14 protein-coding genes and 1 rRNA gene are annotated in these 24,215 nt (G+C 40.3%); all 15 read left to right on the top strand.

The features are described from left to right. The first annotated feature begins 169 nt into the window (after positions 1-169). The gene (gltB, locus tag F0Q01_RS13095; protein ID WP_090489250.1) at positions 170-4,702 is read left to right on the top strand and encodes a glutamate synthase large subunit; all 4,533 of its coding nucleotides are present in this window, start codon (positions 170-172) and stop codon (positions 4,700-4,702) included. Between the two features lie 2 nt (positions 4,703-4,704). After that, positions 4,705-6,201 carry a glutamate synthase subunit beta gene (locus F0Q01_RS13100; protein WP_090489252.1) on the top strand — a complete coding sequence of 499 codons (1,497 nt, stop codon included), beginning with the start codon at positions 4,705-4,707 and terminating at the stop codon, positions 6,199-6,201. Between the two features lie 310 nt (positions 6,202-6,511). After that, complete coding sequence (asnB, locus tag F0Q01_RS13105) at positions 6,512-8,098, top strand: asparagine synthase B (protein ID WP_090489254.1); 1,587 nt, start codon at positions 6,512-6,514, stop codon at positions 8,096-8,098. A gap of 133 nt (positions 8,099-8,231) precedes the next feature. Further along, complete coding sequence (locus tag F0Q01_RS13110) at positions 8,232-10,325, top strand: glutamine synthetase III (protein WP_090489256.1); 2,094 nt, start codon at positions 8,232-8,234, stop codon at positions 10,323-10,325. Between the two features lie 199 nt (positions 10,326-10,524). After that, entirely contained in the window at positions 10,525-12,270 is a 1,746-nt protein-coding gene (locus F0Q01_RS13115; protein WP_090489258.1) for an ammonium transporter, read from the top strand. 130 nt (positions 12,271-12,400) lie between these two features. Next, positions 12,401-13,648 (top strand): glutamine synthetase family protein, encoded by a 1,248-nt coding sequence (locus F0Q01_RS13120; RefSeq protein ID WP_090489260.1) that lies wholly within the window; start codon positions 12,401-12,403, stop codon positions 13,646-13,648. Positions 13,649-13,667: 19 nt separating this feature from the next. Continuing rightward, the gene (locus tag F0Q01_RS13125; RefSeq protein WP_090489262.1) at positions 13,668-14,240 is read left to right on the top strand and encodes an ANTAR domain-containing response regulator; all 573 of its coding nucleotides are present in this window, start codon (positions 13,668-13,670) and stop codon (positions 14,238-14,240) included. A 1-nt stretch (position 14,241) separates the two neighbouring features. Continuing rightward, entirely contained in the window at positions 14,242-15,834 is a 1,593-nt protein-coding gene (locus F0Q01_RS13130; protein WP_090489264.1) for a CTP synthase, read from the top strand. Between the two features lie 98 nt (positions 15,835-15,932). Next, positions 15,933-17,360 carry an NCS2 family permease gene (locus F0Q01_RS13135; RefSeq protein ID WP_090489266.1) on the top strand — a complete coding sequence of 476 codons (1,428 nt, stop codon included), beginning with the start codon at positions 15,933-15,935 and terminating at the stop codon, positions 17,358-17,360. A gap of 128 nt (positions 17,361-17,488) precedes the next feature. Beyond that, positions 17,489-17,683 (top strand): hypothetical protein, encoded by a 195-nt coding sequence (locus tag F0Q01_RS13140; RefSeq protein WP_090155019.1) that lies wholly within the window; start codon positions 17,489-17,491, stop codon positions 17,681-17,683. Between the two features lie 109 nt (positions 17,684-17,792). Next, positions 17,793-19,178 (top strand): hypothetical protein, encoded by a 1,386-nt coding sequence (locus F0Q01_RS13145; protein ID WP_090489268.1) that lies wholly within the window; start codon positions 17,793-17,795, stop codon positions 19,176-19,178. 24 nt (positions 19,179-19,202) lie between these two features. After that, on the top strand, positions 19,203-21,641 hold the full coding sequence (locus F0Q01_RS13150; protein ID WP_090155024.1) for an ATP-dependent Clp protease ATP-binding subunit: 2,439 nt from the start codon (positions 19,203-19,205) through the stop codon (positions 21,639-21,641). A gap of 94 nt (positions 21,642-21,735) precedes the next feature. Then, the gene (locus F0Q01_RS13155) at positions 21,736-22,149 is read left to right on the top strand and encodes an endosialidase (RefSeq protein WP_090155026.1); all 414 of its coding nucleotides are present in this window, start codon (positions 21,736-21,738) and stop codon (positions 22,147-22,149) included. 83 nt (positions 22,150-22,232) lie between these two features. Further along, complete coding sequence (gene radA, locus F0Q01_RS13160) at positions 22,233-23,618, top strand: DNA repair protein RadA (RefSeq protein ID WP_090489270.1); 1,386 nt, start codon at positions 22,233-22,235, stop codon at positions 23,616-23,618. Between the two features lie 470 nt (positions 23,619-24,088). After that, positions 24,089-24,215, top strand: a 16S ribosomal RNA gene (locus tag F0Q01_RS13165); the annotation flags it as partial.

Here is a 24,215-nt window from a genome sequence, read left to right on the forward strand (position 1 = left end):
ATTAAATTTGTTAAGATTGGGCTTGCATAATTATGTAAATAGTTGTATAGTTTTTCACAAGACAAAGGCGTCTAAAGAAATTCCCGAAGTGGGAGTTTCTTTAGGCGCCTTTTTTCGTGCATATAAATATGCCGTTTAGAGATACATTTAAGTGGAAGGAGTAGCAAACATGGATAATCAACAGATGGGATTGTATAGTCCCGAGTTTGAGCACGACAACTGTGGTATCGGAGCCGTGGTTTCCATCAAAGGAATCAAGACTCACCAGACAGTTTCTGATGCTCTGAAAATTGTAGAGAACCTTGAGCATAGAGCTGGTAAAGATGCTCTTGGTGAGACTGGAGATGGAGTAGGTATTTTACTTCAGATTTCCCATAAATTCTTTTCTAAGGTAACTAAGGAAATTGGAATTTCCATTGGTGGTGAGAGAGATTACGGCGTTGGTATGTTTTTCTTCCCTGGTGAGGAGTTGAAGAGAAAACAGGCCATGAAGATGTTTGAAATCATCGTGGAAAAGGAGAATCTTCAGTTCTTAGGTTGGAGACAGGTTCCTACAAAGCCAGAGATTTTAGGTAAGGCGGCTGTTGATTGCATGCCAACAATATATCAGGCTTTTATTAAAAGACCTGCAAATTGTAGTAAGGGACTTGATTTCGATAGAAAGCTTTATGTGGCTCGTCGTGTATTTGAGCAAACAGCAGAGGATACCTATGTAGCTTCTCTTTCAAGCAGAACTATCGTATATAAAGGAATGTTCCTTGTAAATCAGCTTAGACTTTTCTTTGCAGACTTACATGATGAGGATTACGAGTCAGCTATTGCTACAGTACATTCTCGTTTTTCTACTAATACAAATCCATCATGGGAGAGAGCCCATCCAAACCGCTTTATTGTACATAACGGTGAGATTAATACAATTAAGGGTAATGCTGATAAGATGCTCTCTCGTGAGGAGACAATGGTTTCTCAGGTTCTTGAGCCAGAGATGTCAAAAATTACACCAGTATGCAATCAGGCTGGTTCCGATTCAGCCATGCTTGATAATGCCCTGGAGTTCTTAGTAATGAATGGCATGCCACTTCCTCTTGCAGTTATGATTACTATTCCTGAACCATGGGTAAAAAATAAGGCAATGGATCAAGCTAGACGTGACTTCTATCAGTACTACTCAACAATGATGGAGCCATGGGATGGACCAGCATCTATTCTTTTCTCTGACGGCGATATTATGGGTGCAGTCCTTGATAGAAACGGACTTCGTCCATCTAGATATTACATTACAAATGACGACTATCTTATCCTTTCTTCAGAGGTTGGTGTGCTTCCAATTCCTGAGAGCAGAATTAAATTAAAGGATAGATTAAAGCCAGGCAAGATGCTTCTTGTTGATACAGTTGAGGGTAGACTTATTGATGACAATGAGTTAAAGGCTACATATGCAGCTAGACAGCCTTACGGTCAGTGGCTTGATGCTAATCTTGCTCATTTGGCAGATATTAAGATTCCTAATGAGTCTGTTCCAAAATATTCTCCAGAGGAGAGAGACAGACTTCAAAAGGCCTTTGGATATTCTTATGAGGAAATCAAAGATTCAATCCTTCCAATGGCATTAAATGGTGGTGAAAATACTGGCGCAATGGGTATCGATGTACCTCTTGCTGTTCTTTCAGAGAATCACCAGCCACTATTTAACTACTTTAAGCAGCTTTTTGCCCAGGTAACAAATCCACCAATCGACTCTATTCGTGAGGAGATTGTTACAGCTACAACTATATATCTTGGTACAGCTGGAAATGTATTAGAGGAAAAGGAAGAAAACTGTAATATGTTACAGATTAATAATCCTATCCTTACAGTAACTGATTTGATGAAAATCAAGTCAATGAATGTTCCAGGTATCCATGCAGAAACAGTACCTATCACATATTACAAGAACACTTCTCTTGAGAAGGCTATCGACCATCTTTTTGTAGAGGTAGATAGAGTGAATCGTGAGGGAGCCAACATCATCATCCTTTCTGATAGAGGTGTAGATGAAAATCATGTTGCAATTCCATCACTTCTTGCTGTTGCTGCAGTTCAGCACCATTTGGTACAGACCAAAAAGAGAACTAGCCTTTCAGTGATTTTGGAGTCAGGTGAGCCACGTGAAGTTCATCACTTTGCAACTCTTTTAGGCTATGGTGCATCTGCTATCAATCCATATTTAGCTCAGGAGACAATTGGCGAGCTCATTGAAAAGGGGCAGCTTAAAAAGGATGTTCACGCAGCTATTGATGCATACAATGAGGCAGTTATTTCTGGTATCATCAAGATTGCATCTAAGATGGGTATTTCAACAGTACAGTCTTATCAGGGTGCCAAGATTTTTGAGGCTATCGGTATTAGCTCAGATGTTATTGATAAATATTTTACTGGCACAATCAGCCGTATCGGTGGAATCACAATAGAGGATATTCAGGCTGATGTGGAGATGCAGCATTCAAAGGCATTTGATCCACTTGGATTATCTGTGGATGAGACACTTGATTCTAGAGGTCAGCACAAGATGCGCTCAGGTGCAGAGGAGCATCTATACAATCCAGCTACAATTCACCTGCTTCAGCTTTCTACTAGAACAGGTGACTACAATACATTTAAGGAATACACAGCCCTTGTGAATAAAGAGGATGCTGTGAGAAATCTTCGTGGATTAATCGACTTTAAATATCCAAAGAAGGGCATAAGTATTGATGAAGTTGAGTCTGTTGACTCAATTGTAAAGAGATTTAAAACAGGTGCCATGAGTTATGGTTCTATCTCAAAAGAGGCTCATGAGACTATGGCAATTGCCATGAATATTCTTCAGGGTAAGTCTAACTCTGGTGAAGGTGGCGAGGAGGAAAGCCGCTATACAGTTGGCCCAGACGGACTTAATCGTTGTTCTGCAATCAAGCAGGTAGCATCAGGTCGATTTGGTGTTACTAGCAGATATTTGGTTAGCGCAAAGGAAATCCAGATTAAGATGGCTCAGGGTGCAAAGCCAGGTGAGGGTGGTCATCTTCCAGGAAAGAAGGTATATCCATGGATTGCAAAGACTAGACTTTCAACTCCAGGTGTAGCTCTTATTTCTCCACCACCTCATCACGATATCTACTCTATTGAGGATTTGGCAGAGCTTATTTACGACCTTAAAAATGCAAATAAGGATGCTCGTATTTCTGTAAAGCTTGTATCAGAAGCAGGTGTTGGAACTATTGCCTCTGGTGTTGCAAAAGCAGGTGCTCAGGTAATTCTTATTTCAGGCTACGATGGAGGAACTGGTGCAGCTCCTAAGTCATCTATTCACAATGCAGGCCTTCCATGGGAGTTAGGACTTGCTGAGGCTCATCAGACACTTGCCATGAATGGACTTAGAAATAAGGTTGTTATCGAAACAGACGGTAAGCTTATGAGCGGACGAGACGTGGCTATTGCCTGCGCACTTGGTGCAGAGGAATTTGGATTTGCTACAGCTCCACTTGTAACTATGGGCTGTGTAATGATGCGTGTATGTAATCTTGATACATGTCCTGTAGGCGTAGCTACTCAGAATCCAGAGCTTAGAAAGCGTTTTGCTGGTAAGCCAGAGTATGTAGTTAACTTTATGAGATTTATCGCTCAGGAGCTTAGAGAATACATGGCAGAGCTTGGCTGCAAGACTGTAGATGAGCTTTGCGGTAGATATGACCTTCTGAAGCTTAAGGATGTTGATGAAAGCAAGCGCATGGGCAAGGTTGATTTGTCTGCAGTTGTATCTAATCCACATCCATATGAGAAGATTGAGTACAACAAGAAAAATGTATTCAACTTTGAATTAGAGAAGACAGTAGATGAGAAGGTTCTTTTAAAAGAGCTTAAAAAGGCTATTTCATCAGGTGCTAAGGGTGAGGTTGACGTTCAGGTTTCAAATGTGGACAGATCCCTTGGAACACTTTTAGGTGCACAGCTTACCCGTCAGTATGGTGAGACTCTTGAGGAGGATAGCTATGTTGTAAATTGCCATGGTGCAGGTGGTCAGTCATTTGGTGCTTTTGTACCTAAGGGACTTACACTTAAGCTTGAGGGTGATTCTAACGACTACTTCGGTAAGGGACTTTCAGGTGGAAAGCTTGTAGTTTACCCTTCTAAGGATGCCACATACAAGCAGGATGAGAATATCATCATCGGTAATGTTGCTCTCTATGGAGCTACATCAGGAAAGGCGTTTATAAATGGTGTGGCAGGCGAGCGTTTTGCAGTTCGTAATTCCGGAGCAACAGCAGTAGTAGAAGGCTGTGGTGACCATGGTTGCGAGTATATGACAGGTGGTAGAGTTGTTGTTCTTGGTACAACCGGCAAGAACTTTGCTGCAGGTATGTCAGGTGGTATCGCCTATGTACTTGATGAGGATGCCACTTTGTACAAGAGACTCAATAAGTCTATGGTTAGCCTTGAAACTGTTACAGACAAATATGATGTTCTTGAGCTTAAGAGCATTATTGCAGAGCACGTGGCAGCAACTGGCTCTGTAAAGGGCAAGGAAATCTATGATAATTTCAGTGATTATCTGCCTAAGTTTAAGCGAATAGTGCCATTTGATTACAAGTTAATGATGCAGACCATTGTCCAAATGGAGGAAAAGGGATTGTCATCAGAGCAGGCACAGATTGAAGCGTTTAATCTTTTGATGGGAAGGAGATAGTCATGGGAAAAGCAACTGGATTTTTAGAATATGACCGTGTAGAGGCTGAGGCATTCAGCCCTCTTGAGAGAATTAAAAACTTTAATGAATTTCATCTTCCTCTCAGTGAGGAGGAGCAAAAAAGACAGGGTGCCCGCTGCATGGACTGTGGCGTACCATTCTGTCAGTCAGGTATGACAATAAAGGGCATGACATCAGGTTGCCCGCTGAACAACCTTATTCCTGAGTGGAATGAGCTTGTTTATCAGGGAAATTATGACTTGGCTTATAAGCGTCTTCATAAGACTAGCAACTTCCCTGAATTCACATGTAGAGTATGTCCAGCTCTCTGTGAGAAGGCTTGTACATGTGGTCTTAATGGTGATGCAGTATCCACAAAGGAAAATGAAAAAGCAATTATTGAGTATGCTTATGCAAATGGTTTAGCAGATGCAAAGCCACCAAAGGTAAGAACTGGAAAAACTGTTGCAGTTATTGGTTCTGGCCCTTCTGGTCTTGCTGTAGCTGACCAGCTTAACCGCCGTGGACACCAGGTTACTGTCTATGAGAGAAATGACAAGGTAGGCGGATTGCTTCGCTATGGCATTCCAAACATGAAGCTTGAAAAGCAGATTATAGACCGTAAGATCAAAATCATGGAGGAGGAAGGCGTTAGCTTTATCGTAAATGCGGATGTTGGAGCAGATGTGAAGGCAGCTGATTTGGTAAAGAAGTATGATGCAGTAGTATTGTGCTGTGGTTCTTCAAATCCTCGTGATATTGACGCTGTAGGAAGAAAGGAAGCCAAGGATATTTACTTTGCTGTGGATTTCCTTACCTCTACAACAAAATGCCTCTGGGCTAATGATATGCAGCTTGTAGATGGCCAGTATATTTCAGCCAAGGGTAAGGATGTAATTATCATTGGTGGTGGTGACACAGGAAATGACTGTGTTGGTACATCCATTCGTCACGGCTGTAAGTCTGTAACACAGCTTGAGATGATGCCGAAGGCTCCAGATGTAAGAGCTGAGACTAATCCATGGCCTCAGTGGCCACTTGTCTGCAAGACAGACTATGGTCAGGAGGAGGCTATTGCCAAATTTGGTCACGACCCACGTGTATACACAACTACAGCCAAGGAATTTAAGACAGATAAAAATGGCAACTTAAAATCAGCTGTACTTGTATCTCTTGAGTCAAAGGTAGACAAGAAGAGTGGACGTAGAATGATGGTGCCAGTAGAGGGTACAGAGAAGGAAGTGCCATGCCAGCTTTGTCTAATTGCAGCAGGATTTTTAGGCTCACAGAAATATGTCACAGATGCTTTCAAGGTAGGTCTTGATGCTCGTACTAATGTGGCATCCATAAGCGGGGATTCATTTGCTACAAACGTGAAAAAGGTATTTACTGCAGGAGATATGCATACAGGTCAGTCCCTTGTTGTAAAAGCTATTCGCCAGGGCCGCGACTGCGCCCGCGAGGTGGATGAATATTTAATGGGTTACACCAATCTATAAACCCCCATTGTGGCTTATTTGGCGTAAATATTTTGTGGCTATTTTGATAAGTATTTTTTTGTAGCTAACAATCTCTACATACTCTGGACAATCACATTAGTGATGGGAAGAGTATTGTAGGATTGTTAGCGTAACAAAAAAACGTGAAATTAAAAATTTTAAAAAAGTAGTTGACAAGGAATTGTCAAAGGAATATTATTCTAGACAAATATTAATCAATGGAACGACAAAGGCGTCGGAAATGATACTACAAAGTATCGTTTTCGACGCCTTTTTTGTTTTATAAAAAAACTGGGAAGGAAAAAGAAGTATGTGTTCAATAATGGCGTTAAGTAAATGCCACATTTCCATGAAGGAATTTGAAGAGGCATTTTCTAAGACAGTTTCTAGAGGGCCGGATATGCAAAAGGTCATTCAGGTGAGTGATTCGGTTCTTGGATTTCAAAGATTGTCAATTATGGGATTGACTGAAGCTGGAATGCAGCCTTTTGAATTGGATGGCAATTATGCCATATGCAATGGTGAGTTGTATGGATTCAAAAAGGTGAGAGAAGAGTTGAAAGCAGATGGCTATAAATTCTTCAGCGATAGCGACTGCGAAATCATTTTACCAATGTATCGTAAATACGGAACAGAAATGTTTAATATGCTTGATGCAGAATATGCAATGGTTATTTACGACAAGGATGCAGATGATTTGCTAGCAGCAAGAGATCCAATAGGAATCAGACCTTTGTTTTATGGTTATGACAGTGAAGGCTCTATCATGTTTGCTTCAGAGGCAAAGAATCTTGTTGGTCTAACTGATGAAGTAAAACCATTTCCACCAGGACATTATTACAAAGCAGGTCAGTTCATTTGCTACAGAGATTTGTCAAAGCGCAAGCCTTACAGCAAGGACGGCGTAGAGGAAACAGCACCAAAGATAAAAGAGCTTCTTGTTAAGGGTGTTGAGAAAAGACTTGATGCTGATGCACCAGTTGGATTCCTTCTTTCAGGTGGACTTGATTCATCACTTGTATGTGCAATAGCACAGAAGATGATGGATAAGCCAATAAAGACATTCGCCATAGGAATGAACGAAGATGCCATCGATTTGAAATATGCAAAAGAAGTTGCAGATTACATCGGCAGTGAGCATCACGAAATAATCATCAACAAGGACATAGTTCTTGAAAGCTTAGAAGAAGTTGTGGCAGCGCTTGGAACTTATGATATTACAACTATAAGAGCTAGCATGGGAATGTACTTGATTTGTAAAGGCATTAAAAAAGAATTCCCAGATATTAGAGTTCTTCTTACTGGTGAGATTTCAGATGAGATTTTCGGATATAAATACACTGATTTTGCACCAAATGCTGAGGAGTTCCAAAAGGAAGCAGAAAAGCGACTGAGAGAGCTTTATATGTATGACGTGCTTAGAGCTGATAGATGTATTTCAGTTCACTCTATGGAGGCACGAGTTCCATTTGGAGATTTAGCTTTTGTAGATTATGTAATGGGTATAAATCCAGAAATAAAGATGAATAAATACAACAAGGGCAAGTATTTACTGAGACATGCATTTGAAGGGGATGACTATTTACCTTATGACATTCTATTTAGAGAAAAGGCAGCTTTTTCAGATGCGGTAGGTCATTCGATGGTTTACTACCTGAAGGAATATGCAAACAGCCTCTATTCTGATGAGGATTTGGAAAATGCAAAACGTAAATACGAATTCAGAGCTCCATTTACAAAGGAATCTCTTCTCTATAGAGATTTGTTTGAAAAATATTATAAAGGACAGGCCCAAATGATAGCAGACTTCTGGATGCCAAACAAAAACTGGGAAGGCTGCAACGTGGATGACCCATCAGCCCGCGTCCTTTCCAACTACGGAGCAAGCGGAATCTAACCGCAAAGCAATCAAATGGTTTTTTATGAGGTCGTAGATAACAATCTCTACATACTCTGGACAATCACATTAGTGATGGGAAGAGTATTGTAGGATTGTTAGCGTAACGACCGGACTAAAAGGAGGATATATTATGAGTAAAGTTACAGAAATATTTGGAAGCAAGGTTTTTAATGATGAAACCATGAAGGAGCGTCTTCCTAAGGATGCCTACAAGGCCCTTAGGAATACAGTAGAGGAGGGCAGACCTCTCGACAGAGATCTTGCAAATGTTATCGCTCATGCAATGAAAGAATGGGCAATCGAACTTGGTGCAACACATTTCACACATTGGTTCCAGCCAATGACAGGTGTTACAGCTGAAAAGCATGATTCATTTATTCAGCCAGAGGAAGGTGGAAAGGTTATTATGACTTTCTCAGGCAAGGAGCTTATTAAGGGCGAGCCTGATGCATCTTCATTCCCTTCTGGTGGACTTAGAGCTACATTCGAGGCAAGAGGATATACAGCATGGGACCCAACATCTTATGCATTCATCAAGGATGATACACTTTGTATTCCAACTGCATTTTGCTCATACTCAGGTGAGGCACTTGATAAGAAGACTCCACTCCTTCGTTCAATGGAGACACTTGATAAATCAGCTGTTAGAGTTCTTAAGCTTTTCGGTCATGATGATGTTAAGAGAGTTATTACTACAGTTGGACCAGAGCAGGAATATTTCCTTATTGATTCGGAAATGTACAACAAGCGTCCAGATTTAATCTACTGTGGACGTACACTTTTTGGAGCAAAGCCTCCAAAGGGACAGGAACTTGAGGATCACTATTTTGGAACAATCAAGCCAAGAGTTTCTGCTTATATGAAAGAGTTAGACGAGGAGTTGTGGAAGCTGGGAGTACTTGCTAAGACTAAGCACAATGAAGTTGCTCCAGCACAGCACGAGTTGGCACCAGTTTTCTCGACCACTAATATAGCAACCGATCATAACCAGCTCACCATGGAGATGATGAAGGTGGTGGCAGGCAGACATGGCATGACTTGCCTCCTCCATGAGAAACCATTCGCTGGTGTAAATGGCTCAGGTAAACACAACAACTGGTCTATATCAACTGATACTGGAGTAAACCTGTTAGAACCTGGCGCTACTCCTTCCCAGAATGCTCAGTTCTTATTATTCCTCACAGCTGTTATCAAGGCTGTTGACGAATATCAGGAGTTACTCCGAGTATCTGTTGCTTCTGCAGGAAATGATCACAGACTTGGCGCAAACGAGGCACCACCAGCAATCATTTCTATGTTCCTTGGAGATGAGCTTGAGGCTATTGTAGAGTCAATCATCGATGGAACAGATTACAAAGACATTAAGAAACAAAAGATGTCAGTTGGTTCTGAGGTAATTCCAAGCATTTCAAAGGATACAACAGACAGAAATAGAACATCGCCATTTGCATTTACAGGAAATAAATTTGAGTTCCGTTCTCTTGGTTCAACTGCTTCAATTTCTGGTCCAAACATTGTACTTAACACAATTGTTGCAGAAGAGCTTGATAAGTTCGCAGATGAGCTTGAGGGCAAGGCTGATTTTGATAAGGCACTTGGAGAACTTTTAAAGAGAGAGCTTACAGCTCATAAGAGAATCATCTTCAATGGAAATGGTTACTCAGAAGAGTGGGTTAAGGAAGCTGAAAGAAGAGGACTTGCTAATCTTAAGTCTACAGTAGATGCACTTCCTGCATTCATCGCAGATAAGTCTATTGATGTATTTACAAAGCATAATGTATTTACTAAGGATGAGCTTTACAGCCGTTACGATATTCTTCTTGAGAATTACTATAAGGTAATCGATATCGAGGCACTTACATTTGATTCAATGGTTAAGAAAGATATCGTTGCTGCAGCTAGTGATTATCAGTTTACACTTGCTGAGACACTTAATGCTAAGGCGGCTACAGGACTTTCAGTTGATTCAACTGTTGAAAAGAAGCATCTTGAAAAGGCTTCTAAGCTTGCATTCGAAATGGATGAAAGACTTGAGAAGCTTGAGGCAGATATTGAAAAGGCAAAAGAGCTTTCAGAGACATATGAGCTTGCTAAGTTCCATCATGATGTAATCTTTGCTGATATGAATGAGCTTCGCGAGGTTGTAGATGAGCTTGAGACAGTTATCCCAAGTGACATCTGGCCATATCCTACATATGGAGAGATTCTTTATTCAGTAAAGTAAAATATAAATATCCCAGTAAGCGGGAAGACACATCATCCAGGATTTGCCTTCGGCAAATGAGATGTGTCGTGGCAAATCATTTATGCTCACTTTGTGAGCAGGAATAATTTACATTTTGTACAAAGGCGTACATGACTCAGGATAAATTCCTGAGACATGTGCGCTTTTTTAATAAAGTAATAATTAGGAGGAAAATATTATGGAAGAGTACACAAGTATACTATTTGGAGTGTGGTTCCTAATTGGCGCTGCATTAGTATTCTGGATGCAGGCAGGATTTGCTATGGTGGAGGCTGGTTTTACCAGAGCCAAAAACACCGGCAATATTATTATGAAAAATCTTATGGATTTTTGTATTGGTACAGTAATGTTTGTTTTGTTAGGCTTTGGTCTTATGTTTGGTGAAGACACATTTTTTGGTCTTATAGGAAAGCCTTCACTTCAGATTTTTACAAACTATGCCAGCTTTGACTGGAGCAACTTTGTATTTAACTTAGTATTCTGTGCTACAACAGCTACAATTGTTTCTGGTGCTATGGCAGAGCGTACAAAGTTCATCAGCTACTGTATTTATTCAGGAGTTATTTCTCTTGTTATTTACCCAATCGAGGCTCACTGGATTTGGGGTGGCGGCTGGCTTTCACAGCTCGGTTTTCATGATTTTGCAGGTAGTGCAGCAATCCACATGGTAGGTGGTATATGTGCACTTATCGGAGCTAAAATCCTTGGACCTCGTATTGGAAAGTTCTCTCGCGACAGCAAGGGTAAAATTGTTAAAGTAAATGCTTTTCCTGGTCACAACATTGCACTTGGCGCCCTTGGCGTATTTATCCTCTGGCTTGGCTGGTATGGATTTAACGGAGCAGCAGCAACATCCCTTGAGCAGTTGGCTTCAATTTTCGTAACAACAACAATTGCACCAGCAGTAGCTACATGCACAACAATGGCATATACATGGATTAAATTTGGTAAGCCTGATGTATCTATGTCACTTAATGCATCACTTGCAGGTCTTGTAGCTATTACAGCCCCATGCGACGTAACAGATGCACTTGGAGCAGCAATCATTGGTATTGTCTCAGGATTCCTTGTAGTATTTGGTGTATGGCTTCTTGATTATAAGCTTCATATTGATGATCCAGTTGGTGCAGTAGCAGTTCATATGATGAACGGTATTTGGGGAACAATTGCAGTTGGTCTTTTTGCAACAAAGTCAGCTCCATACAGTGAGCTTGCAGGTCTTTTCTATGGGGGCGGTTTTAAATTATTAGGCATACAGCTTCTTGGCATCCTTTCAGTAGGTGCTTGGGCAGCAGTAACTATCACAATCGCATTTTCAGTAATTAAGGCTACAATCGGTCTTCGTGCATCAGCAGAGGAAGAAATCGTAGGTCTTGATAGAACAGAGCATGGTCTTCCATCAGCATATTCAGGATTTAACATGCTTGAGGATGATTTCGATACAGATGATTATGATGAGGAGACAGCAAGTCTTATTACAGAGACTCTTGAGGCAGCAGGCCTTGCTACTCCTGATGAGGCTATTGAAGTTGAGTACGCTCCTTCACAGATTACATCAGCTGGCAAGCCTCGTATGACAAAGGTTGAAATCCTTTGCAAGGAGCGCAACCTTGAGAAGCTTAAGAATGCGTTGTTAAAGCTTGGTATTACAGGTATGACTGTTTCACACGTAATGGGTTGTGGCGTACAGAAGGGTGCACCAGAGTACTACAGAGGTGTAGCTTTAGAGCCAGCACTTCTTCCTAAGATTCGTGTAGACGTAGTCGTATGTAAGGTACCAGTTCAGCAGGTAATTGATACAGCTAAGAAGGTTCTTTACACAGGTCACATCGGCGATGGTAAGATCTTTGTATACGACGTAGAGCAGGTTGTTAAGATCCGTACAGGCGAAGAGGATTTTGCAGCTTTGCAAGATGTTGAATAAAAATTAAATTTTCTCTTTACAAATAAGTACGCTTGTTGTACACTTTCTGAGTACAAAGGCGTACTTTTTTTTACGAGAGGTGACTCTTGTAAAAAAAAACGCCTTTTTTTTGTTTTTATAGGAGGAATTTATGTCTCAGCTATCAGTCAGTGATATCATCGATTTTGTAGAGGAGAATGACGTAAAATTCATACGTCTAGCATTTTGTGACCTCTACGGTAAACAAAAGAATATTTCAATCATGCCACAAGAGTTGAAACACGCCTTTGAAGAAGGTGTTAATTTCGACTCTTTTCTTATTTTAGGGTACGACGATGAGCAGGGAGAGGATTTATTCCTTAAGCCTGACCCAGATACCATGCATGTTTTGCCATGGCGACCACAGTCTGGACGAGTTATTCGTTTTTACTGTGATGTTGTACTTTCAGACGGTAGTCCATACAAGTATGACTATCGCCATTTCCTGAAGGAGACACTTTTAAAATGTGGCCAGTTAGGTATTTCTACAAGAATGGGTCTTAAGTCAGAGTTTTACTTATTTAAGACAGATGAGGATGGAAATCCTACAAACGAGCCATTTGATAATGGCGGATATTTTGATGTGGCTCCAAATGACAAGGGAGAGAATATCAGAAGAGAAATCTGTCTTACATTGGAAGAAATGGGTATTAGCCCACAGTCTTCTCATCATGAGCGCGGTCCAGGACAAAACGAGATTGATTTCATGTCTGGCGATGTGCTCACTACAGCAGACAATCTTGTTACATATAAAAATGTTGTTGAAAACATTGCAGCTCGAAATGGAGTGTGGGCTTCCTTTGATCCACTTCCATTGCCAGGAGCTCCAGGTAATGGACTTCATATCAAAATGGCAAATTATCGAGGTGGAGTAAATCTTCAGAATGAGGACAAGGAATTCTCAGAAGGTTTCATGGCAGGAATTATTAACAGAATGAGGGACATTACTTTGTTCTTAAACTGCCGTAAGGATTCTTATGACAGATTTGGTATGAACGAGGCTCCAAAATATATTACCTGGTCGGAGCAAAATAATTCTCGATTATTTAGAGTTCCAGAGTTTAAGGGTAAGCGAGATCATTTTATCCTTCGTTCACCTGACTCTTGTATCAATCCATATTTGGCAAGTGCGATTATTATTCAGGCAGGTCTTGCAGGTGTTAATAATAAGGAAAAGCTTCCACCAGCTCTTGAGGTTAATTCTCGTCAAATGACAGATGAGATTTCATCAAATTTAGAGATGTTGCCACTATCACTGGATGAGGCTATTGAGTGTGCTCAAAATAGTCAGTTCATTAAGAACTCAGATTTTGCAGCTGTTGCCACTCATTATATAGAGAAAATCAAATCTACTAATTAGTTTCCTAAAGGAGTTAAATATGGAAAGGGCTTTGATTGTCTGCGACAATGAAAAAGGCACTTCTTTTTATAAATCCTTTCTAAAAGAAAACGGATTTGTAGATATGATTGTTGCTGAGAATGCTCCAGAAGCTAAGCGCATCATTTCGGATTATGATTTTGATATTTGTTTGATAAATGGTCCTATTGGTGGTTCTAGTGGAGAGGAGCTTTCCATTGATATAGCAGAGAAAAATATCTGCCAGGTAATTTTATTTATCAAGGCAGAGTATGCTGAGGAAATAGCATCAAAGGTAGAAGATTTCGGTGTAATTACCGTTTCCAAGCCTATCAATAAGCAGCTTTTCTGGCAGGCGCTTAAGCTTGCTCGTGTTGCCCAAAGCCGTATAAATATGGCGCATAAAGAGAGTGCAAAGCTAGAGAAAAAGCTTAATGATTTGAAAATCATTTCCAGAGCAAAATTGCTTCTTATAATCAACAGAGATGTTTCCGAAGAAGAAGCACATAAGATTATTGAAAAACAAGCGATGGATTCCCGGTTATCCAGGGTTGAAGTAGCAAAAGAAATAATAAGAGAATATGAAGGAGATTAAGATGACAAAGCATGTATTTGTTACAGGTGGTGTAGTATCAGGATTAGGTAAGGGTATTACAGCAGCCTCACTTGGACGCTTACTTAAAATGAGAGGATATAAGGTAGCATCACAGAAATTGGATCCATATATGAATGTTGATCCTGGAACAATGAGTCCTTATCAGCACGGCGAAGTTTTTGTTACTGATGATGGTGCAGAGACAGATTTGGATTTAGGTCACTATGAGAGATTTATCGATGAGAGCCTTAATAAATACTCGAACCTTACATCTGGAAAGGTATATTGGAATGTTCTTAACCGAGAGAGAAAGGGAGAGTATCTTGGCCAGACAGTTCAGGTGATTCCTCATATTACAGAGGAAATCAAACGCTTCATTTACATGGGTGCCAAGACTTCTGACTGTGATGTACTTATCACTGAAATCGGTGGAACTACAGGTGATATTGAGTCCCAGCCATTTTTAGAGGCAATCAGACAGGTTTCTTTAGAGCAGGGCAGAGAAAATTGCCTCTTTATCCATGTGACTCTTGTTCCATGGCTTTCTGGTTCTGAGGAACACAAATCTAAACCAACTCAGCATTCTGTTAAGGAACTTCAGTCCCTTGGTATTTCACCCAATATTATTGTTTGCCGTGTTGACCACCCACTTGAGCAGTCTATTAAGGACAAGATTTCACTTTTCTGCAATGTTAAAAAGGATTGCGTAATTGAAAATGACACACTTGATTGTCTTTACGAGGCACCTCTTATGATGCACAAGTATGGGCTTGATGATGTGGTTTGTCGTGAGCTTGGTCTTGAGAATAATCCTCCTCAAATCGAAGAATGGGAGAAGATGGTTGAGAACATCAAGGGCCTTAAGAAGACAACTAAGATTGCAATTGTAGGTAAATATGTTGCTCTTCATGATGCTTATCTTTCTGTTAGAGAAGCTCTATATCATGGCGGTTATGCAGATAGCGCCCATGTTGATATTAAATGGGTTGATTCAGAAGAAATCACAAAAGATAATGTTGAGGAGTATCTTGGAGATTGTGATGGTATCCTTGTTCCAGGCGGATTTGGAGATAGAGGTGTTGAAGGCAAAATTGAAGCTTGTCGATATGCAAGAGAAAAGGACGTGCCATATCTTGGAATTTGCCTTGGTATGCAGGTTGCTGCAATTGAATTTGCAAGAAATGTATGTGGTATTGAAGATGCCAATTCTCGTGAGTTCAATAACAATGGCACAAATTGTGTAATCGACCTTATGGAAGAGCAGATGGCTGTTCTTAGAAAGGGTGGCACCATGAGACTTGGCGCATATCCATGTGCAGTTCGAAAGGGTACTAAGCTTTATGAAGCTTATGGTTCAGACAATATTTCAGAGCGTCATAGACACAGATTTGAGTTTAACAATTCATATAGAGATGTAATGACAGAGAAGGGACTTACTATTTCTGGTACATCACCTAATGACGAGGTGGTTGAGGCTATAGAGGTATCTTCAAACAAATTCCATGTAGGAGTTCAGTTCCATCCAGAGTTTAAGAGTCGTCCTAACAAGCCACATCCTTTGTTTGCTGCATTTATAAAAGCAAGTTTAAATTAGTACTGTACAAAACTAAGTGTTTCCGATTAAAATAGAGACGTATGTAGAGGTAAAATTACCTCAAGAATCTAACAAATCTTATTTGATGGGAGGAAAATATGTTAGAAAAAAGATTCAAACTCAGCGAAAACAATACTACTGTTAAAACAGAGATTATCGCTGGACTCACAACATTCATGACAATGGCATACATCATTGCATTGAATCCAAACATCCTTACAGGCTACCGTGCAGGTGGAGATGAGCTTTGGAATGGTATATTCCTTGCTACATGTCTTTCATCAGCAGTTGCTATGTTTGTTATGGCATTTCTTGCAAATAAGCCATTCTGTCTTGCTCCAGGTATGGGTCTTAACTCATTCATGGCAATTGTTATCGGTAACTTAGTTGCTATGACAGGTATGGGATATGTTGAGTCATTCCAGTCAATGCTTTGCATTATCCTTATCGAAGGTGTTGTATTCTTAATCCTTTCACTTCTCAATGTCAGAGAGAAAATTGTTGAGGCTATTCCACTTGGCATCAGACTTGGTATTTCACCAGCTATTGGTCTTATGCTTCTTAACATTGGTTTTGGCTCAAATGTATACATTGCAGATTCCAACTTCAATCAGTTCTTCGTTATGAAGGATTTCTTTGGAGCACTTACAGCTGGATATGCTAGGGACACAATGACAGATGCTTATCCAATTATGGTTCTTTCTGCTATCACAATGTTTGTAGGTCTTTTTGTAATTGTTGTACTTGCATCTAAGGGTGTTAAGTCTGCAGTTATTCTCGGTATGTTTGCTGCATCAATCCTTTACTGGATTTGCGATTTTGCAGTACTTGGTAACAATCCATTTGCATCACTTGAGACAGCTTCATTTGTTCCAGCATTTGGAGATATGGCTTCTACTACATTATTCAAGTTTAATTTTGCTGGACTTGCTCAGATGGGTTGGTTCACAGCTATCACACTTGTTATTACTTTCTGTATCATCGATATGTTCGATACAATCGGAACACTTGTAGGTACAGCTTCACGTGCAGGTATGGTTGACCGCGAGGGTAACATGCCTAACATGAAAGAGGCACTTCTTTCAGATTCAATTGGTACAATCGTTGGTTCTTGCACAGGTACATCAACAGTTACTACATTTATCGAGTCTGCATCAGGTGTAGAGGCAGGTGGACGTACAGGTCTTACAGCACTTACTTGTGGTATTGCTTTTGCAGCTTGTATTTTCCTTGCTCCAATTGCAGCAATTATTCCTGCAGCAGCAACATCAGCAGCACTTATTTATGTAGGTGTTCTTATGATGACAGGTCTTAAGAAGGTTAACTTTGATGATCTTTCAGTTTGTGTACCAGTTACAATCATGCTTATCGCTATGCCAATCTCTGGTTCAATCGGACATGGTATCGGTCTTGCTATGATTTCTTACACAATCATCAAGGTATTTACAGGTAAGGCTAAGGAAGTATCTGCACTTACATATGTGATTTCACTTCTTTTCCTTATTAAGTTCTTCTTAGCAGTTTAAGCTTAATAACATTAGTTGATTTAAGAGCGTATTGCATTTTGCAGTACGCTCTTTTTTGATGGGATTATTTAGGGACACTTCCCTGGTTTATTATTTACACAGTTAATAAATCACGGAGGTTATATGATATGAAAAAGAGAGGCTTAGATAAGGAATTGATTGTTTCATTTGGTACTCTGGCATTGTTGTTTGCGGTTGGGATTCTGTTTTTTGTATTATTTATTTTTGATATTGATATAACAGAAAATATGACCAGCGTAGTTGGCTCATATTCAGGACTTTCAGGTGGAATTTGGCTTATATTACTTCTGAGAAATTGTTGACTATGTATAGTGCTTTTTCTATAATTAAATTATCTATATGTAGTGTGGTTTTTGTTCTAAAGTGCTAATTCTAGTATTGATAGCCACAGAAAGCGGAAGGTAATTGATTATGAATAAATTGTTTAAAAGGACTATAAATATTATTGCTATAGGGATTATGGTTTTTGCAATGAACATGGTTGCTCTTGCTCAGGGCACGACCACCATTGCTGTTTCAAAGAGCTCTGCTTCAGTGGGGGATTCTATTACAGTTTCCATTACAGCTACAGAGAGTGGAACTGTTACTGTTAAATACACATCTAGTATGTTGACCCTCAGTAGTTGTTCAGTTTCAGGATATAGTTCTCAGGGGAATTCAGTTTCTTTCGATGGTAAGACAGGAGATGTAGTATTTTCAGCAGCAGCTGAGGGTACAGCTTCTATTATAGTATCATCATCTAGTTGTTCGGGAAGTAGTACTACTCTTACTATAGGTGGTGGTTCTGCAGCGGCAGCTGAGGCACCAGCTGAGCCAGAGCCAGCAGCAGAAGAACCAGCAGCAGAAGAGCCTGCAGAGCCAGCAGAACAGCCAGAGGCTACAGCCCCTGCAGCACCATCAGGTTCGGCGGTTGGTACCTTAAATGCTGATGGCGGATTTGATATCGGTGGGGTAGCGTATGTAGTTTCTGAGAGATATAAGGATAACGAAATCCCAGCTGGTTTTGAAAAGACCACTATCCAAATCGCTGATGGCACATACAGCGAGCTTACAAATGGTGCAATTACACTTCTATATTTAAAGCCTGCTGATAACACACAGGGTTCTGGTGTTTTCTATATTTATGATGAGGCTGCTGGTACAGTTTCTAATTTCGTATTATTAGGTGATGCTGACAAATATGTTCTTGTTAAGGATGCAGCGGATGCACCTGGTAGCGGATTTTCACAGACAGTTGTCAATGTAAATGGAGTTGATGTACCTGCATTTACTATTGATGGTGCAGAATTCTTCTATGTTTACGGACAGAATCAGGATCAGGTAGAGGGATGGTTTGTTTACGACCAGACTTATGGCACTGTATCACGTGTTGATACAGCTGCTCTTTCTGCAAGTGCAGATTCTTCTGACGATGATGCAGAGACCACTCAGACTGAGGCAGTTGATAATAGTGTTTACAAGGAAAAGCTTGGATTATATAGAAAGATAATAATGGGACTTATTGTTCTTTGCGTTATCCTTCTGTTTATTACAATCAATAAGATTCTCAAGTCTCGTGGAGATGACGATGATTTTGATGGAGATGTTTTTGCTAAGTCTCCAGTTAAGACATCTAAGAAATTACCTCGTTCAATCGTATTCACTAATCCTGAAGAGGAAGAAGAGGATGAGGAAGAGGATATTTTCGAGGACGAAGAAGAGGAATACGACGATTACGACGACTTCAGCACTAGCGAAGGCTCTTTTGAGGAGCGCCGTGATGCTAGTCTCAATATGATGGATCTTAATGATCTTTAATCTAATTTGGCAAAGGAGCTAAATATGGAATATTCAAAACAGGCTAAAAGAGCCATTACTGGTGCATCAAAGTTATCAAAGTCTTTGCAGCACAGTTATGTTGGCACAGAGCATTTGCTTATTTCTATTATTGACCAGGAAAATTCTCTTGCTGCAAAGGTTTTGAATTCAAATGGTGTTAATAGAGACAATCTACTTAAATTGGTAGAAGAGCTCATATCTCCAGGTGGAGAGGTTGCTGTTCAGGAGCGTGATGGATACACACCAAAGATGGAACAGCTATTAGATCATGCTGCGGATGAAGCAGACAAATGCAATTCAAAGACTATAGGTACAGAACACTTACTTCTTGCTATGATACGCATGCAGGATTGTTCAGGAGCTAGACTTCTCAACTCTCTTGATGTTAATCCACACAAGCTTTTTTCGGAGCTAGTAGCAGGCATGGGCGCAGAGGGCGCAGTATATAAGGAAGAGATGCAGGCTATTAACAGTGGCCGCAAGAAAAATGATGTTTCATATTTGGATCAATTCTCTAGAGACCTGACTCAGATGGCAGAGGATGGAGAGCTTGACCCAATAGTTGGAAGAGACGCTGAGATTCAGCGAGTAATACAGATTTTATCTAGACGTGGAAAAAATAATCCATGTCTTATTGGCGAGCCTGGAGTTGGTAAGACAGCTATAGTAGAGGGCCTTGCTGAGAGGATTGTGGAGGGAAGCGTTCCTGATTCTGTTAAGGACATAAGAGTTCTCTCTCTTGATTTATCTGGCATGGTTGCCGGCTCTAAGTATCGTGGTGAGTTCGAAGAGCGAATCAAGCGTGTTATTGCAGAGGTAATCGAAGAAGGCAATATCCTTCTATTTATAGACGAGATTCATACACTTATCGGCGCTGGTGGAGCCGAGGGAGCTATAGACGCTTCTAATATTTTAAAGCCAGCTATGGCTAGAGGTGAGATTCAGATTCTCGGTGCTACAACTATTACTGAGTATCGTAAATATGTGGAAAAGGATGCGGCCTTAGAGCGTCGTTTCCAGCCAGTTGTTGTGGAAGAGCCATCTACAGAGGAGACTATCGCTATTCTTAAGGGCGTTAGATATCTTTATGAGGAGCATCATGGAATAGTTATTCCAGATGAGGCAGTGGAAGCTTGTGTTAATCTTTCAGAGAGATACATTGCAGACAGATTCCTTCCTGACAAGGCTATAGATTTAATGGATGAGGCAGCTGCTTCACTAAAGCTTTCTACCGTCAAAAAGACTGTTAAGGACGATGGTCTTGACGACCGTATTGCAGTTTTGGCTGAGGAGATGGAAGAGGCTATTATTGCAGGTGATATCGCCCTTGCTAGTCAGTTAAAGCAAGAAAAGGATAATCTTCTTGAGCAGAAGCTTGCAGCTGAGAAAAAGGCTTCTCGCAAGAAGCAGGCTAAAAAGGCAATCCTTACTGAAAATGATGTAGCAGCGGTTGTTGCCCTTTGGACAAAGATACCTGTTGCTAAGCTTACAGAGCAGGAATCAGTTAGACTTAGAAAAATCGAGAGTATTTTACATAAGAGAGTTATTGGACAAGAGGAGGCAGTTTCTGCAGTTGCTCGTGCTGTTAGACGAGGCAGAGTTGGCCTCAAGGAAAAGGGAAGACCTATTGGTTCATTCTTATTCTTAGGACCTACCGGCGTTGGTAAGACTGAGATTTCAAAGGCACTTGCTGAGGCAGTGTTTGGCAATGAGTCATCTATGATTCGTGTAGATATGAGTGAGTACATGGAGAAACACTCTGTGTCTAAGATGATTGGTTCGCCTCCAGGATATGTAGGATACGAAGAGGGTGGACAGCTTTCTGAGAAAGTTCGTCGCAATCCTTACTCAGTTATCCTATTTGATGAGATTGAAAAGGCTCATCCAGATGTATTTAATGTGCTTTTGCAGATTCTTGATGATGGTCATGTTACAGATTCGCAGGGACGCAAGGTAGACTTCAAGAATACTATCATTATTATGACAAGTAATGCTGGAGCTCAGGCTATTGTTGAGCCGAAGAAGCTTGGATTTGCTTCCAAAGAAGACGCAAGCAAGGACTACGAGTTCATGAAAAATGGCGTTATGGAAGAGGTTAAGCGTATATTCAAGCCAGAGTTCTTGAATCGAATAGATGAGACTATTGTATTTAGAGCTCTCACAAAGGATGATATGAAGAAAATTGCAGCTCTTCAGGTTAATCAGTTCATTTCTCGCTGCAAGGAGCAGATGGATATTACTGTATCTATTCCAGCTTCAGTCAAGACATGGATTGTGGAGAAGGCGTTTGATCCTAAATATGGTGCTAGACCTATTCGAAGAAAGATTCAGACTGCACTTGAGGATGTTATGGCAGAAGACATTTTGGCAGGTAAAATCAAGTCCTTTGACTCAGTTAAGGCTAAGATTAAAAAGGATGAAATTGTTTTTGAAAAATGCTAATTTTTATGTTCGATGATTGTTGTTAAAAACAATTTCCTTTGTTATAATCGGACTATGAAAAGCCGTTCATGGCAGCAATACAGGAGGATTTGAGATGGCTGTAATTAGCGAATTGATTCGCAGTGAAGCAGATGGAACTATCAGCTTTGGTGACTACACACTTACTGATAAGAAAAAGCTTGATAATTACAAGCATGAAGGGGATTTATACAAGGTTAAGACCTTTGCAGACATTACTAAGCTAGAGCGCAATGGTATGTTTGTATATGAGTCAGTGCCTGGCACAGCAGTTGCTAATTTTAATTGTACTTCAGAGCAGGTATCCTTTACCGTTGAGGGTAAGGAAGATGCTATGGTTACATTGGAGCTTGAGCCAGAGACAGATTACGAGATTACAGTTGATGGCGCTAGCGCAGGTCAGATGAAGACCAATGTAGGTGGTAAGCTTAATATTTCAGTTGAGCTTGACCCAGGTGTAGCAGTCAATGTAACAGTCAAGAGAGTTTAATACTGCAGATGATTTATAATCTTCCCATAGCAATATGGGGAGATTTTTCTATATAATATGGTTAAAAATGAGAGGAGCGTAATATGGCAAAAAAGAATGTATCAGTATTCTTTTGTCAGGAATGTGGTAACGAGACATCTAAGTGGTCAGGGCAGTGTCCTGCTTGTGGCGCGTGGAATACTCTTGTAGAAGAGGTGGTCGATAAAACGACTATTAAGACACGTGCAAAGGTTTCAGATGTCAAGCCTACAAAGATAATTGATGTTACAGCGTCAAATGAAAATAGAATCACTACTAATATAGAAGAGTTTGATAGAGTACTTGGTGGAGGAATTGTTCCTGGTTCTATGGTTTTAGTTGGTGGTGATCCGGGAATTGGTAAATCTACATTGCTTTTGCAGACTTGCCGAGAGCTTTGCTTAGCTGGCGTAGATGTTATGTATGTATCCGGAGAGGAGTCTCTACAGCAGATTAAGATTCGTGCAGATAGAATAGGAAAGTTCAATGACAAGCTAGATCTTTTATGTGAGACCAATCTAGATACAATTAAGGCTGTGGTAGAACGAGAGAAGCCTACGGTTTTGATTATTGACTCTATTCAGACTATGTACAATGAATCTGTTACATCTGCTCCAGGTTCTGTGTCTCAGGTTAGAGAATCCACAAGTGTCCTTATGGAGATTGCCAAGGTTCAGGGGATAGCTGTATTTATAGTTGGCCATGTAACAAAAGAAGGTACAGTGGCTGGACCTAGAGTTCTTGAACATATGGTAGATACAGTTTTGTATTTTGAGGGTGATAGACACGCTTCCTATAGAATACTTCGAGGTGTTAAGAACAGATTTGGTTCCACAAATGAGATAGGTGTTTTTGAAATGCGAGATGTGGGACTTATGGAGGTAAAGAATCCATCGGCTGTTATGCTGGATGGAAGACCTGAGAATGCCACAGGTTCTATTGTTACATGTTCTATGGAAGGAACTCGTCCAATCCTAGTGGAGATACAGTCTCTTGTTAGCAAGACTGCTTTTGAAATCCCTAGGCGTATGGCTACTGGATGTGATTACAATCGAGTTAATCTACTTGTTGCTGTTTTAGAGAGAATGCGTGATGCCAAGGCTAATAGGTCCTGCGGTATCTTTCTTGGACGATCAGATATATATGTAAACATAGCTGGTGGTATTAGAATAAATGAACCTGCGGTTGACCTTGCCATTGCCATGGCAATATATAGCAGCGAGAAGGAAATCGCAGTAGATGCTAAGACTATAATATTTGGAGAGATAGGACTATCTGGAGAGGTACGTTCTGTAAGCATGGCGGAGCAGCGTGTAAGCGAGGCAAAAAAGCTTGGATTTGAAAAAGCCATTATTCCGTATTCTAATTTGTCATCGGTTTCTAATATAAAAGGAATAGAAGTGGTTGGAGTGGCCAATGTAAAAGAAGCGGTTGATGCTATATCTCGTTAAGAGAATGAGACCTCAAGGCAACATCTTGGGGTCTCATTTATTATTGTAAAAATAATTGCTACAATTCACACAATTTTAACCGAATCGGGCAAATAGATTTACTTTAAAAAATCACAGAAAATCTGTTGACACTAGTGAATCTTGGTGCTATTATAATCGAGCACTGAGGGAAACAAAGTGCTGAAACGAATCAGGAAATTGAGAAAATTGTTCATACAATTTTAATTTCTTAAAAAGTTTCAAAAATAAATAAAAAAGTTGTTGACAAACGGCTGGCGACATGATAGTATAAACGAGTTGCTGCTGAGGGCAACAACAAAGCGAAGATTGATAACTGAACAGTGAAACAAACCTTGAATTAATACAAGTTTTTAAAACATGTATCCTTGAAATTCATTTAGTTTCTAAGACGAAACAAAACCTTTATTAGTAAACAAGTCAGTTTTATACTGATTCGGAATTAAACTTTTTAACATGAGAGTTTGATCCTGGCTCAGGATGAACGCTGGCGGCGTGCTTAACACATGCAAGTCGAACGAAGCAATTTTCTACGATCCCTTCGGGGTGACGGATTATTGACTGAGTGGCGGACGGGTG

Origin of the sequence: Pseudobutyrivibrio xylanivorans, assembly GCF_010906925.1 — a bacterium.
GTDB lineage: Bacteria > Bacillota > Clostridia > Lachnospirales > Lachnospiraceae > Pseudobutyrivibrio.

Excerpts from the sequence above, each read along its gene's own strand:
- asnB (WP_090489254.1), top strand. The coding sequence starts at position 6,512 with ATGTGTTCAATAATGGCGTTAAGTAAATGCCACATTTCCATGAAGGAA.
- F0Q01_RS13120 (WP_090489260.1), top strand. The coding sequence starts at position 12,401 with ATGTCTCAGCTATCAGTCAGTGATATCATCGATTTTGTAGAGGAGAAT.
- F0Q01_RS13130 (WP_090489264.1), top strand. The coding sequence starts at position 14,242 with ATGACAAAGCATGTATTTGTTACAGGTGGTGTAGTATCAGGATTAGGT.
- F0Q01_RS13155 (WP_090155026.1), top strand. The coding sequence starts at position 21,736 with ATGGCTGTAATTAGCGAATTGATTCGCAGTGAAGCAGATGGAACTATC.
- radA (WP_090489270.1), top strand. The coding sequence starts at position 22,233 with ATGGCAAAAAAGAATGTATCAGTATTCTTTTGTCAGGAATGTGGTAAC.
- F0Q01_RS13100 (WP_090489252.1), top strand. The coding sequence starts at position 4,705 with ATGGGAAAAGCAACTGGATTTTTAGAATATGACCGTGTAGAGGCTGAG.
- F0Q01_RS13110 (WP_090489256.1), top strand. The coding sequence starts at position 8,232 with ATGAGTAAAGTTACAGAAATATTTGGAAGCAAGGTTTTTAATGATGAA.
- F0Q01_RS13145 (WP_090489268.1), top strand. The coding sequence starts at position 17,793 with ATGAATAAATTGTTTAAAAGGACTATAAATATTATTGCTATAGGGATT.
- F0Q01_RS13140 (WP_090155019.1), top strand. The coding sequence starts at position 17,489 with ATGAAAAAGAGAGGCTTAGATAAGGAATTGATTGTTTCATTTGGTACT.
- F0Q01_RS13115 (WP_090489258.1), top strand. The coding sequence starts at position 10,525 with ATGGAAGAGTACACAAGTATACTATTTGGAGTGTGGTTCCTAATTGGC.
- F0Q01_RS13135 (WP_090489266.1), top strand. The coding sequence starts at position 15,933 with ATGTTAGAAAAAAGATTCAAACTCAGCGAAAACAATACTACTGTTAAA.
- gltB (WP_090489250.1), top strand. The coding sequence starts at position 170 with ATGGATAATCAACAGATGGGATTGTATAGTCCCGAGTTTGAGCACGAC.
- F0Q01_RS13150 (WP_090155024.1), top strand. The coding sequence starts at position 19,203 with ATGGAATATTCAAAACAGGCTAAAAGAGCCATTACTGGTGCATCAAAG.
- F0Q01_RS13125 (WP_090489262.1), top strand. The coding sequence starts at position 13,668 with ATGGAAAGGGCTTTGATTGTCTGCGACAATGAAAAAGGCACTTCTTTT.